Consider the following 13,524-nt stretch of genomic DNA (forward strand, 5'->3'; position numbering starts at 1 on the left):
GAAAGGCAGCCAAAAATATCATACACCGAAAGGTCAAAACACATAGATGACAGGCCTATAATCTTGTCCTCTGCTGTGACATGAAACTTCTGGTTTATATCAAGTACAGTATTCATAACTGCCCCTTGAGTAATTGAAACACCTTTTGGGGTTCCGGTGCTGCCTGATGTATAAATGATATAAACCAGATCGTAAGGAGTATATCCAATGGCTGGTGGTTCAGATGAATATTCACAAATTTCTTCACGTTCATAAAAATCTGCATCTAAACACATCACACTTTCGCTGTGAGACAGTATGTATTTTTTCCGTTCTTCCGGATATTCTGGATCTATTGCCACATAGGCAGCGCCCGCTTTTAAAATCCCTAAAATATTAATAATAGTTTTTCTACTGCGTGTTCCAATTACCGCTACAATACTACCTTTTGAAATATTTCTTTTCAAAAGATAATTTGCTATTTGAGTGGACTTTTCATCTAGCTCAGCACATGTTGTTCTTCCCGTAGAGTCTACGACAATATACTTATCTGAATATGCTTTAGCTATTAATTTAAACATATCCTGAATCGTAGTTTCTGGTATATCAGTCTGAGTCTGATTATAAGTATTGATAGTTTTCTTATCATTTTTTGATATCTCCGGATACTGTAAATTTTCATCCATGATACTTTTTACCAATGCTATATATTGTCTAAACATCTTCTTAATCATTTCCGAATCAAACAGTTCAGCCATATAGTCCCAGTTAAGTACTATTCCATTTTTCGTTTCCGAAATCTGAGCGTCTAAATATACCTGAGATGTTTGACTTATTGAATATTTTATCTCTCCCAATGCATCTACTGTTAAATTTTTATCCCCATATAACATACTTGTAAATACAACTGGCATAATACTGCCTGACGGAGTATCACTTTCCCTCATCAAATCTCTAATAAACTCTATTCCATCATAACTACGGTGCCCTAATCCTCCTAATAACCGTCTTTGAATCATCTTTGCATTTTCCCAAAATGATTTTGTAGCATCAACAGAGGAATCCAGTAATACAATTTTAGTAAATTCACCAATAGCATTTTTAGCATCTATCCCCGTCGGGCGATCCATTGTTGTAAGATTGATAGATAAATTTTTTTGATTACTCCAAAATCCCAAGATATAGGCGTACGCCGTAATAAAAGCAATAGAAGGACTAACATTATTCTTAGCTGTTATTTCACAGATTTCGTTATATGTCTTTCTATCTATAATTTCCTGAATTCTTTTAAAGTTTTTCGCTTTTACATCCCTAACATTTTGCCTTAATTTTAGATTTGGTGCTGCTGGGAAATCATCTAATTTAGAAAGCCAATATTTCTTGTCAACTTTATATTTTTTTGAGTCCCGCATTCCTTTCTGCTTCAAATAATAATCCTCTATATCAAAAATATTTTCTAATTTTCCTTTTCCTTTTGCATAATCATTCCATTGAGACATAAAAATGCCAATACTTGCACCATCCATAATTAACAAATCTAAATGGACAAAAAGATATGTTTTATGTTCCTGTATTCCTGTTAAAGCTACAATCTTAAACAACGGCCATTTATTTGCTTCTAGTACACACTGTGATAATGTATTACGGATTGTGATTATTTTATTTTCTATAATCTCCGCTGAACAATTCTTACAATCATCACTTTCAATAATATATCGAGGCGTCTGCTCTAAAAGCATATGTTCTCCATTTTCCAACACTAAAGTTCTTAAAACTGGTTGCTTTTTTATTAATTCATTTATTCCGTTTTCTAATTCATTGATCGTATATTCTGTGACTATTTCATAATATGCATGTGTTGAAATTCCGCCTAAATCATATTCTTGATTTCGCCCAATATAATAAGCTTCCTGAACAACGGATGGGGGAATTATTTTACCTTTATCCTTTAGCTTTTCATTTTCTTTCTTATTTAATATTTGTGCAATATATGAAGCTATATTTCTTACTGAAGCCATTTCAATAAATTCCTCTGGTTCTATCTCTAATGAAAAAACCTCCGAAATTTTACCTAGTAATTGAAACATTGTTAAAGAACTTCCACCAATATTAAAAAACTCATCCTCTGCTGAAACTTCCTGTCCAAGTACTTCTTTCCAAAATCCTAATAGGGTTTTTGTAATTGTTTCTTTATCCATTTCTCTAGTCATCTTTTAATAGCCTCCTTCTGTTTCTTTTGATCAATTTTCAAAATTAATTCTTTGATGCTAAATTGCTCTAATGGTTAAAAATTCCTAGCTTCTATTTTCTTAATGTAATCTTCAAATTCACCTTTTTCATATCGTTCTTTCATTTCTTTTCGTTGCTTTTTCCCAATTCTATTTCTACTAAGTTTTTTAACTGGAATTACATATTTAACCGGTTGATGAATTGTTGTACTTATTGTATCTTTAATTCGTTTTTCTATAAGTTCACTCTCAAATAAATTATTTTCTACAAATATTACTAATTCATCTTTCATAAGCTCTTTATTTTGTATCGCACATGCTATATAGTCTACGCAAATTTCTTTTAATTTTTCTTTACACAGCTTTTCAATATCTTCCGGATAATAATTAAGTCCATTAAAAAACATAATGTCCTTTTTTCTTCCTGTAACTATGAGTTGTCCGTTTATCATAGTTCCCATATCTCCTGTTTCCAAATAATTATTCTGCCCTATTAATGGACAATATTGCTTATTACTAAGAATCTGTTTAGCAACATTACTTCCGCTCACAAAAATATTTCCAATTTCCCCTTGTTTAACCTCATTTCCGTTTTCATCACATATTTTAATACTTACCCCATGTACCGGCTTTCCTACATATGCTATATCGAAATATTCCTTTTTTTCTGCACTATTACATTCTATTAATATATTTTCTGAAAAATATTTTTTCTTATCAATTCTAAGAAATCTATCTTCACATTTAGCAGGATCATGTATTGTTACTGCTGTTGTTGTTTCCGTCATCCCATATACAGCAACCATCGCATTTTTCCTGAATCCGCATTTTTTATACAACTCAATAAATTTATACATATTCGTACAATTTATAGGTTCTGCACCATTAAAAACACATCTCAAACTACTAATATCAATACTTGATATATCATTTTTCTTTCCATAGTTTACTAACATTTCAACAGCAAAATTCGGAAACATAGTTACGGTTCCTTTATATTTCTTAACATAATCGAAAAATCCCCTTGGATTTCTCAAAAAATCCTCTGTTGATACAACAACTTCGTTTGCCCCACTACATAGAGGTATTAAATGTAGAAGAAGTAAGCCTGCCACGTGAGTTAAAGGCATCCAATTAATTATTACATCTGACTTATTGTAGTGAATTTTTTGTATTACTTGTTCAATTCCATTGAGAAGATTCTCTGTTGTTAAAACCACTCCCTTGGGCAAAAATACACTGCCTGATGTAAATAAAATTACCGCTGGATATTCTGTATCAATTACTTTAAACCAATTTTTCTTCCAATCTCTTTTAATATTTTCTATTTCTGGAAAAATAAATATATCGCTGCTTTTTATATATTTATTTTGAGATATAATTTCATATTGTTTTTTGTCAGTAATTACTTTATTGTTAGTTATATTTTGAAATACATTTTCGACATTTTTTATTCCCCATGATTTATTCCATGCTGAAATATAATCCACCGGAATTGCTGTATATCCAAATATCAAACAAGTCCAAAAAGTTGTAATGAAATTTTTGCGGTTTTGTAGCAAAATTACCAAAGATTCCCCCGGTTTCATCCCTTTCTCTTTTAGCCACTCTCCTAATCCTATTGCGTCATTATATAGTTCCTTATAACTTACAAAAACCTCCGTTGTATGTTCTATAAATCTAATCCCTTCATTAGTGGATTCCTCAACAATCTTTTTTAGAATTTCTGATAACAATGTACCTCTCTCCTTTATTACTTTTTAATACCAAATTCCATGCTATGAAGGAACGACATATTAGAAGTTAATGGAAAAAGGGGCTTTATCTTCTTGTAATCCATTTCTCCAATAGAGCAACTTCCAACTTCTTCTGCTTCAGCAATATAAGTTAATAGCGAAACCATTATCCCCGTATCTATACATGCATAAATATATGCCATTCCACCATATTTAGGCATCGAAACATCTGCATCGTAAATAAAATATATACTAAATGCTGAATGTGAAAAAATATCCTTATTCATAAAATATTGAGATTCCTCGTTTATAACGTTCTCTTTTTTTATTTTCTGTAAACAATTTAATTTAGGTGAATAATAATAAAGTCCACCCGGTATTTCTTTAATTCTGTTCTCTTTAATATAGACATAAACATCAATAGGATATAATCCACCTGCGCTTGCATAATAATAACGATGCGTAATAGCATCCCTTTCTCTTAAAATAGATATTATTTTGAAAAATTTTTCCTTATCCATCAGTGTTTCATTGTCAAAAACGCGAACACTTTTTCTCTTTTCAATCATATGAGAAAAATTGTTTGTGGGTATCTTAATTTCATCCATTATTTTTTGTTCCATGACCGGATTTCTAGTTAACTGTATTTCTTTAAAATTCTCCAGAGTTTCCGCATCATATTTAATTTTTTCATCATACTTATTATCAAAAAGATAATTCTGTATATGTACCAGTTGTTGTATCTCTAATGGGCTATAAATCAAAATCTGTCTTTTAATTAAATCTCTTATAAATTTCTTAATTAAGGGATTATTTTTATAACTCATTTTTTCAATTAAGTCTTCTTCTAAAATCCCTTTCTGTGTATAAAAGTAAAATTCTGGAAATAATCCAGAAAACTGCTGACCATAATTAAATAATTCAATTTTCAGGCAGCCGTCCACAATTTCCCATCGAAAAACAGGCGACCAATATAATAATTTATTCGTATCCATCTTATCTCCTTTATAATAGCTAATTTATAATTTCCTTTTCTAATTCTTCCAAATATTTTGTATAGCTATGTGGAAAAAAATGTCCTCCACTAAAAGAAGTTATCTTAAATTCTTTTAATGTTACTTCTTTCCATCCTAGCATAATTGTTTCGTTTGCCTCTATATCTTCTGTACCACAATGAGCAACTATAGAAGAATTTATCATTTCCCCATGATACTTAAAACCCTCATGTAAAACATAATCATTCATAATTTCCGGTAACATATATTCTCTAAAAATATCGCTTTCTAATAATTCTCTTGGAGTTCCTCCTGCATTTTTTAGTTCATCTAATAATGCACTTAGTCCCATACTGCTTCTAAAGCTTTTTGCACACGGATCAAAAGGAGGTTGTCTTGCTGCAACAATCAATTTTTCTGGAAAATAATTGTATTTTTTTTCAATATAATACGATACAGAGAACGCTAATGCAGCGCCCATGCTATGTCCCCAGAAAAAAAATGGTCTATCATCTAGTATGGCTATTATTTTTTCAGCTATTATACCTACTAAGTTATTATAATTATTTTCTTTACCTCTTTCTGAAAGACTTATGGGAATAATGTCTATTTTACTACTACGATCTACCCATTTAGCAAAAGTTAAGCTATTCCCTCCAGCATGAGGAAAACAAAATAATTGATATGGCTTTTCTTTTTTCATTCTTTGAATATAAGGAAATATCTCCATATTATTATCTCTCTTTCTCAATTTTATTTTTCCTTTCATAGTTTTATTTTTGAAGCACGACACATGCTACATATTCCTCGTTTAATTTTATGTTCTTCAAAAACCACCCTTCTTCTATTTTGTTATTCTCTTTTATTATGTCTTCACTAACAGAAAAAGATTTGAACTCTTTAAAAAGTCCTATTCCTATCGCTTTTACATAAGCCTCCTTTGCTGTCCATAGATTATAAAACTTTTCTATATTCTTACTTTTATTAATATCCTCTATCTCTTTTTTAGAAAGGAACTTATCGCTTATACACTGGTATTGAAATGATAAATTTATTTTTTCTATATCAACTCCTATTCTTTTTTCATATGCAAATCCCATAAAAACAAATTCTCCAGAATGCGAAACATTAAACTGTATAAGTCTTTTATCTTTTATTGGCATATGATATGGTTTCCCATTTTTTTCATAGCATATTTGAATATCAAGACAATCTACTTCTAAATAATGTGCTAATAGTAATTTTGTTAAAATTTTTCCTGTCATACATCGCATTCTATCTTCATAAAATTTAAAAGAATATACTCGTTGTTCTTCCTGTATAGAAATTAAATTTTTATATTTATGTATATAATCTTCTAATTCTTTCCAATTAATACTCCATAAATGAATTTCATTCGGAAGTAATTTTATTCTACTTAGTTTGAATAATCTTTCGTTACAATATTGTTTAATACTTATCATTAATTACTTTATTCTCCATAATTTATTTTCGGGAAAATACACATTATCCTCCACATTTTATAAAATTATCCTGTTTTAAATATTCCACAATTTATAAATCCGAGATATATTGTTTTACAAGAGCATATTGAGGTATTGTCTGTGTAATCCATGTATTAGCCCCAATAATACTGCCTTTTCCTATTACCGTATCTCCGCCAAGAATAGTAGCTCCCGTATAAATAGTTACATCATCTTCTACTGTAGGATGTCTCTTAATATATCTTAGTTTCTGACTATCCTTAGTAGATAACGCTCCCAAGGTTACTCCTTGACACATTTTTACATTCTTTCCAATAACTGTTGTTTCGCCAATTACCACACCCGTTCCATGATCTATAAAAAAACCTTTACCAATTATTGCTCCTGGGTGAATATCAATTGCCGTTCTTGAGTGTGCATATTCCGTCATGACTCTTGGCAAAATAGGAATATCTAATTCATACAGGCAATGAGCTGTTCTTTGAACCAATACTGCTAATGGCCCCGGATAAGCTATTATAATCTCCATATAGCTCTTTGCCGCCGGATCTCCTTCATATGCTGCTATCATATCCGATATAACCAACTGTTTTAAAACAGGAAGTGTATTTTTAAACTCCACTAGTTTTCTTTCATCTTCACTTCTTCCCATATTTAGCAATTCTAAATACTCCTTTAGTAAGTTACATATTTCTTGCTCTATCTTTCTTTCATCTTCCTGTCCAAATGGACAATATTGCGCATAAAAGAAACCCTGTAATAAATTTATAAATTTTTGAATCCATTTATCATTAAAGTTCTTATTTATCATCAATCCCATCTTTTCTGTATCTTCCTTACTACCTAATCTTTTTACTCATTTTACTTTTCTTTCCTTTGTTGGTTAGGTATTTCTAACTCACATCCAAAATTTTTTTACACTTCCTATTATTAGTCCAGTAGCTAAAACCAAATGCGCTGTTGCAATTCCTTTTGCCAGCAAAGAGAATCCATATATCCCTAAAAATATAGCCATTATAAATTCAATCGCTAATATTATTCTTGCACGTTTTCCATAAATTCTTGTCTCTATCTTGTCTAGTTTCTTACCTTTAGTATCTATTGGTACTAACATGAATATAACTAAAACCGCAATAAGCCAAAGAAAGAAAAAAGAGAATCCAATGTCTGATGTTACCGCTAAATATTGCCCACATCCGAAAACGAGGAAACCAGAGAAAATAATACAGCTCGTAGGCTTTTCTAAATGAATTCCCCCTGCATACTGCCTTAAAACAGTAAACGGCAGTAAAAAGCTAAACATTTCTATCCAGTTTCCTGTTGTCGTACCAACTATAGCAATAATGGCATATATAGCTATCTTATTCAGAAGCAAACCGTAAGCATATGTATAAAACCTACGCTCTTTTTCCCCAAGAATTCCCCGCTGGCTTTGTAAAGTGAAAAACCAGTCGATTATCCTTTTTCGCATTAAAACTTTCTCATCTTCTTAACTTCGTCCGGTTCTTCATCCTGAAAATATAACCAGTCACATGCAAGATTTGCGGAACGTGCTGTCAATTTGAGCGCAAGCAAATTGATGCCCTCTAATACCTTTGTTTTTACTTTGTCTAATATTTTCTTCATGATTTTTGCCTCCTTTTTTCAAAATTCTACTAAAAAATCGCCTCTACTACAATTACCTCGGCCAAAACGGTAATTTTTTGGGCGATTTTTGCATCGTCTTACTTAATTGTAAAGATTATCTCAACAGAAAACTCCTGTTCTCCTGCAACAATCCTCATGATTCCTCCATATCTTTCCACCAGCTTCTTTACCGTATGAAGCCCGATTCCATGACTGCCGGAATCTCTTTTTGTACTTATATATCGCTCCTTCTCTTTTATTAAAGGCACAATATAATTATTGCGAAATTCCATTACCAGGAAATGATTTTCATTCCCCATATACATATTACAAATCACATACTTATCTTTCTCTGTCTTTTCAGCAGCCTCGATTGCATTATCCAAAAGGTTCCCCACAATAGAAATCAAATCCAGGTCTTCTATAAAATCTGTTCTAAGATTATTTCCAAGTTTGATTTTATACAATATGCCTTTTGATTCGGCGACAAATTTTCTTTCACATAAAATACTGTTTAGAACCGGATCAGCGCAGCAACTATAATTTTTCATTTCCTGTATCCGGATCCCCAAATGTCTTACCATGTTATCCAACTCAAGATTTTTTCCATTTTCTATCAAGTTCGCTGTAATACAAAGAAATTTATTCACATCATGCAAAAAAGCCCTTTTATCTTCGTTTACTTTATTGATATATTTCTGATTGATATTTTCAGCTTTACTTTTCTGATAAAGCAATTCCATCTTTTTTACTTCTTCAGACCTTTCAATTAATTTATCAAAGACTGCAAATATACAAATATTCGTCATTAACAGCAATGCTGCTCCAATAGGAATCATGATACGATTTACACCGGTAAAAGAAATATGCGAATAGTATATACACATAAAAATGATAATTGTCGCTATCGGCAGAGTTAACAGCACAGTAAACAATTTATTTTCAATCGTCAGATAATTCTTCTTTCTTGTTATCTGGTTAATACATTTCACGAGTAAAAAAGTCATCGTTTTCATCAGCAAAATAGCCAATGTTTTTTCCAGCTCAGACTGAAATTCGTTTGCTGTTCCAGTTACTCCATAGGCTTCAGTAATCGCAGCAAACAAAAACTCTGGTATGATTGCCAACATATAATAACAACAGGCCATGATAACTTTCTTCCACTTACTGCCTTGAAAAATAATAATGGCAGCAATCGTATAACTTACAGGGATAATCGTAATATTAAATAGCGTCGTTCCCATATGATTTGCAATAAAAATACAAAGTGCCGCAGCAAAATACACCCCAATTCTTTTCCATAAAGATCCTACCCTATATGGAAACATATTTTTCCCAAAATCATTCAGCATCCATACCTGAAGGCTGCAAACTAAAACATCTCTTAGTAAATCCATCAGATCAACCATTCCTTTCCCTCAGATATTCAAACAGCGCCTCGGTAAACTCTTCTTTCTTTGCTCTTGAAACATTCAGTTCTATTCCGTATTTCAACCGTAGTACGCCTTTTTCTAACCCTTCTACTTTTCCCAAATTAACAATGTAACTATAATGCGCCTGTGCAAATCCCTGATCTTTTAACTGTTCACATAATTCTCCAAACGATTCTCTGCACCGAACTGTCTCTTTTTCTTGCTCTTTCACAATGGTTATCACACATCCTCTTTTGGCTCTGGAAACATATAAGATATTTTCCACATGTATGCGTATTATCTTCCCCGCCGATGTCACCGTTACCGCATAGTCATTCAGAAAGCGTCTCTTTACCTCAGTCATAATAGCTGCAATTTCCCGGCGTAAGCTGGTATCGTGTAAGTCCTTCATAATATACCGGAAGGGCTGCCCAAAATTAATACTGTCCACTGTCGGCTCAAAATAACTAGAACAGAAGATTAAAACTGCATCTTTGTTATAATTTCTCAATTTTAATGCTGTTTGGTTTCCATCCAGCCCCGGCATACGGATGTCTATAAAGACCAATTCGTGGAGAATATCCGTATGTTTCAAAAGTTCATTTCCAGATTCGTATTCATAAAATCTGATTTCATTTTCATGCAAACTATTTTCATGCTCTACAATCTCCCTGATCGTTTTTCTATATCTTTTATCATCATCGCAAATAGCTATCTTATACATAATCCTTCCTTTTGTTAGTTGCAACTAACCTCATTTCATAAAAAAAACCATCCCGCAGAATTTTGCCATGAGATTATCTCTTACTTCTATAACTCCGGTTCCAACTCTGCAAAGATGGAATCTCCAAAAAATTCTGGTATTGTGATTTCTAATCCATCACACAATTTCTTGATTGTAACTACGCCTACATTCTTACTCTGCCCATACAAAATATTCTTCAGCGTTGATGGCGGAACACCAGAACGTATCGCCGCCTCATTCACGGTAATATCGTTTTGCCTTATCAATTCTTCAAGACGATATATAACTGCTGTTTTCATATCCATGATTTCTACCACCTTTTCTCTATTCTATATAAATTGCCCGTAAAAGGTCGCCCATATATAGTCTTTTTGAACAAAGATACATCTTTGTAAGCTTTGTATACTTTCGTGGTAGATAATTCAGCATTTTTACCAAAACAAAAAAAGCCGAAAGCCACATTGTTATCCGTGACCTCCGACTCCTTTCTATCTCATACTACACCGTCCTTACATCCAAATCAGCCCCTCTCTCCGGCTTATCTTTTCCCTGTTTTTCCTGAATGATTCTCTTATTGATTTCCAAGCGTTCATGGATTGACGGTTTTTTCTCTTTTTCTGTCATTGCTCTCTTTTGTGCTACTGGCTTTCTTTCAGCTTTCCCTGCGTCCTTAACTGCTGTATTTGCTTCAATGCCAGCTCTTGGCGCAGCTTCTCTGCTCTCAGTTTTCTCTGCTACCTGCTGTTCTCGTCTCTCCTGCACACCTTTTTCTTTCAGGCTGCAAAAGCTCTGCAAATACGGCAACACATGATTCTGCATATCCGTCAGATCTTCCATATACTTCTGGTACTCTTCATTGCCTTTTCCTTGCTGATAGCTGATCCAGCTTTCATCTGTCAGTTTCATTTCATTCTGCATCTTTAACTGACTGATGATACCGCCGTTTCCGGTACCAATATCTATCTTACCTTGAAAATGGTGCAACATCTTGTCACCTTTCTCAGCATAATATACTGTAAAAAACATCTGTGCTGTCGTTTTTGGTTCGTTTGTGTTTTGATCACGATCAGCATACCAGGTTTTGTCCTGTTCTACGGTTCTTGAATCCAAATCAGATAACTTCTGGCATCTTGGCTTCCCTAGCTCACTTTTCTCACAATAATTCACATACACCATTGGTTCCATATCTTTTGGAAGCTCCGGTTCATAGGCTTTCAGCCTTTCAATCAATATACCTGCACGCACAGACTGGTCACATCCTTCATCTACAATATCCTTCAGATACGAAATATAGGAATGAATATTCCCGCTTCGCAAATCCAGCATTACTTCCTGTACCGTATTTTCTCCTATCTCCACATTATCCCGATACTCATACGGATCAAATGCTTCTGCAATCTCATCCAATGCCTCTGCCAGCTGTTCTGTGGTCATCTTCTCAGGATACATTGCTTCTCGAACATCCCGCATCGGTATATACTTATAGTCCGGCAATGCTTCATGAATTTTCTCAATCCCTTCCCGTACCAGTGCAAGTTCTCCATAAAACCGAACATCATCCATCAGATTTCCAAATACAGTATTTCCTTTTACGATTGCAAATTCGGCTTCATCGTAGTAACTGTCTTCCGGATCACGATAGATAATTCCCATTGAGCATCCGAGATAAGCTGTTTCTGGATTCTCCCTATATTTTTCATAGACTGCAGCTATCTGATTAACATCGGTACTTTTTTCATATGCTCCCATATCGTGAAACTCATCGCATTCTGTGGCGAAATATTCCAGATAAGGTTCTTTCTTCGGTGACATATTATTAAGAACGTTATCAATCATATTATAATTTGCCTCTTCCAGTTCCTCCACCTTCGCCAAAGGCTTATATTCGCCCTGGCTTTTCTGAATCTCTGCCATTACAACCTCATCCATTTCTTCCACTTTTTCCATCAACTGATCATAATCCCCACGGATGCGTTCTCCAGTCCAGCCTTCGTCTTCCAGAAGTTCCTCTGCCGCTTCTTCAATAGAATTTTCATCATTTTCATAGACGCCACCATCCATCAGACGGAAATCTTCATCGTAAAAGGAATAATCGTATCCTTCTTCTGTCCTCTGAATAGCAAAATACCGTTCTCCTACCTCATATGCCAGTTCACTAAGAACCTGTTCTTCCAGATTCAAGAAAGAATCCAGCTGTTCAAAACTGATACTGTCTACAAAATGAGCGGTTACTTTTTCCCCGTCATTCAGAACTACGATATCACTGACTGACAGGGAATGCCCACGGAAATCTTCCGGTCTATCAATGTTGAACCTTTCAAAAATATCATCCAGTGACATATTTCCCAGTAATTCGCCAACATAGACCAGCTTATAATCTTCTTTTTTTATCTGCATACCATGACTTTCAATAAAACGCATATTCATAAATGCATAGTTTTCGCCCGGTGAATCATCCTTGATCTGATAAATACCAAAGGTTCGCCTTGTTCCTAACAGCAGGTTTGCCTCTTTTAAAGACTGAATCTGTGGATATTTTTGCATTTCCCATTCCAGGTTACGAAAACGCTCCAGTTCTGTCCTAGACATCTGATAATACTCTGGTCCTCGTTCAATTTCCATGCGTTCCGTGACATAGACCGGTGAAGAAAAATTAGTGATCAGATAAATATCTGCTCCGGCATCGTATAATTTCAGTGCTTCTTCCTGCTCAATGACACTCATAGGCTCCTGAAATGCTCCAAAATCTTCATCTGCATAATCCAGATCCTGATCCCTTATCCGTTCCCACATCTGTAATTCCATGCCAAACAGCCCTTCGTGTGCCTGTATCATTTCTTTACTTGCATACTCTCCCTTACCGCCATCGCTGCCCAGACAATAAATCTTAGAACCCATCCTGTGATAATCTAAGGCTGCTTCCTTTCTAAGCGGTACCATATCCTCTGCTGTATATCCATAATCCTGAAGTTCCAGCTTGCCTATGGTTGGATCTGGTAAGTCCTGAATATCCATTCTTGCATCATCCAGTAAATCCTCTACACTTTCTTCATCTGCTTTGCTCAATACATCTGCCAGATTTCTTACCAGAGTCCTAACCTTCTCTTCCTCACCGATCAGATTCGCATATTCAAAAAGCTGTTCTTTTACATCTGTTGAAATTTCTATACCTCTACGCTCTGCCTGACTGATCTGTTCCTGCGTATATTCCTGCATTTTCTGTGTTTCTCTACCCGTTATCCTGTTTCTTGCCATATAAACTCCTCCTGTGTTCTAAAAAATGGCATAACCGGCAGAACATTCTTTCTGCCAAATTATG

The 13,524-nt window shown here is 34.0% G+C and carries 12 protein-coding genes; all 12 read right to left on the reverse strand.

What is annotated here, in order from left to right:
• A partial coding sequence (locus tag BR82_RS0108515; RefSeq protein ID WP_027089846.1) for an AMP-binding protein occupies nt 1-2,189 on the reverse strand: 2,189 nt, incomplete at its 3' end.
• 74 nt (nt 2,190-2,263) lie between these two features.
• Entirely contained in the window at nt 2,264-3,943 is a 1,680-nt protein-coding gene (locus tag BR82_RS0108520; protein WP_027089847.1) for an AMP-binding protein, read from the reverse strand.
• Nucleotides 3,944-3,960: 17 nt separating this feature from the next.
• A complete protein-coding gene (locus BR82_RS0108525) occupies nt 3,961-4,938 on the reverse strand; it encodes a SagB/ThcOx family dehydrogenase (protein ID WP_027089848.1) in 978 nt (325 codons plus the stop codon).
• A 19-nt stretch (nt 4,939-4,957) separates the two neighbouring features.
• Entirely contained in the window at nt 4,958-5,707 is a 750-nt protein-coding gene (locus tag BR82_RS0108530; RefSeq protein ID WP_145995107.1) for a thioesterase II family protein, read from the reverse strand.
• A gap of 4 nt (nt 5,708-5,711) precedes the next feature.
• The gene (locus tag BR82_RS0108535) at nt 5,712-6,401 is read right to left on the reverse strand and encodes a 4'-phosphopantetheinyl transferase family protein (protein WP_027089850.1); all 690 of its coding nucleotides are present in this window, start codon (nt 6,399-6,401) and stop codon (nt 5,712-5,714) included.
• A 91-nt stretch (nt 6,402-6,492) separates the two neighbouring features.
• Complete coding sequence (gene epsC, locus BR82_RS15485; RefSeq protein WP_051592795.1) at nt 6,493-7,242, reverse strand: serine O-acetyltransferase EpsC; 750 nt, start codon at nt 7,240-7,242, stop codon at nt 6,493-6,495.
• 78 nt (nt 7,243-7,320) lie between these two features.
• Nucleotides 7,321-7,893, reverse strand: coding sequence for an accessory gene regulator B family protein (locus BR82_RS0108545; protein WP_027089851.1), 573 nt, complete (start codon nt 7,891-7,893; stop codon nt 7,321-7,323).
• Nucleotides 7,893-8,048, reverse strand: coding sequence for a cyclic lactone autoinducer peptide (locus tag BR82_RS15490; RefSeq protein ID WP_034864522.1), 156 nt, complete (start codon nt 8,046-8,048; stop codon nt 7,893-7,895). The genes BR82_RS0108545 and BR82_RS15490 overlap by 1 nt, the downstream gene beginning before the upstream one ends.
• A 98-nt stretch (nt 8,049-8,146) precedes the next feature.
• Nucleotides 8,147-9,457 (reverse strand): sensor histidine kinase, encoded by a 1,311-nt coding sequence (locus tag BR82_RS0108555; RefSeq protein ID WP_027089852.1) that lies wholly within the window; start codon nt 9,455-9,457, stop codon nt 8,147-8,149.
• Nucleotides 9,450-10,184, reverse strand: a complete 735-nt coding sequence (locus tag BR82_RS0108560) for a LytR/AlgR family response regulator transcription factor (protein ID WP_027089853.1) — start codon at nt 10,182-10,184, stop codon at nt 9,450-9,452. Before BR82_RS0108560 ends, BR82_RS0108555 begins: the two co-directional genes overlap by 8 nt.
• Before the next feature lie 86 nt (nt 10,185-10,270).
• Nucleotides 10,271-10,510, reverse strand: coding sequence for a helix-turn-helix domain-containing protein (locus tag BR82_RS0108565; RefSeq protein WP_027089854.1), 240 nt, complete (start codon nt 10,508-10,510; stop codon nt 10,271-10,273).
• 193 nt (nt 10,511-10,703) lie between these two features.
• Nucleotides 10,704-13,460 carry a YodL domain-containing protein gene (locus BR82_RS0108575; RefSeq protein ID WP_027089855.1) on the reverse strand — a complete coding sequence of 919 codons (2,757 nt, stop codon included), beginning with the start codon at nt 13,458-13,460 and terminating at the stop codon, nt 10,704-10,706.
• Nucleotides 13,461-13,524: the final 64 nt, after the last annotated feature.

Origin of the sequence: Thomasclavelia saccharogumia DSM 17460 (assembly GCF_000686665.1) — a bacterium.
GTDB classification, from domain to species: domain Bacteria; phylum Bacillota_I; class Bacilli_A; order Erysipelotrichales; family Coprobacillaceae; genus Thomasclavelia; species Thomasclavelia saccharogumia.

Bases quoted from the DNA above. Each gene is read 5' to 3' on its own strand.
- BR82_RS0108575 (WP_027089855.1), bottom strand. From the start codon at position 13,460: ATGGCAAGAAACAGGATAACGGGTAGAGAAACACAGAAAATGCAGGAA.
- BR82_RS15490 (WP_034864522.1), bottom strand. From the start codon at position 8,048: ATGAAGAAAATATTAGACAAAGTAAAAACAAAGGTATTAGAGGGCATC.
- epsC (WP_051592795.1), bottom strand. From the start codon at position 7,242: ATGGGATTGATGATAAATAAGAACTTTAATGATAAATGGATTCAAAAA.
- BR82_RS0108565 (WP_027089854.1), bottom strand. From the start codon at position 10,510: ATGGATATGAAAACAGCAGTTATATATCGTCTTGAAGAATTGATAAGG.
- BR82_RS0108560 (WP_027089853.1), bottom strand. From the start codon at position 10,184: ATGTATAAGATAGCTATTTGCGATGATGATAAAAGATATAGAAAAACG.
- BR82_RS0108530 (WP_145995107.1), bottom strand. From the start codon at position 5,707: ATGAAAGGAAAAATAAAATTGAGAAAGAGAGATAATAATATGGAGATA.
- BR82_RS0108525 (WP_027089848.1), bottom strand. From the start codon at position 4,938: ATGGATACGAATAAATTATTATATTGGTCGCCTGTTTTTCGATGGGAA.
- BR82_RS0108555 (WP_027089852.1), bottom strand. From the start codon at position 9,457: ATGGTTGATCTGATGGATTTACTAAGAGATGTTTTAGTTTGCAGCCTT.
- BR82_RS0108535 (WP_027089850.1), bottom strand. From the start codon at position 6,401: ATGATAAGTATTAAACAATATTGTAACGAAAGATTATTCAAACTAAGT.
- BR82_RS0108545 (WP_027089851.1), bottom strand. From the start codon at position 7,893: ATGCGAAAAAGGATAATCGACTGGTTTTTCACTTTACAAAGCCAGCGG.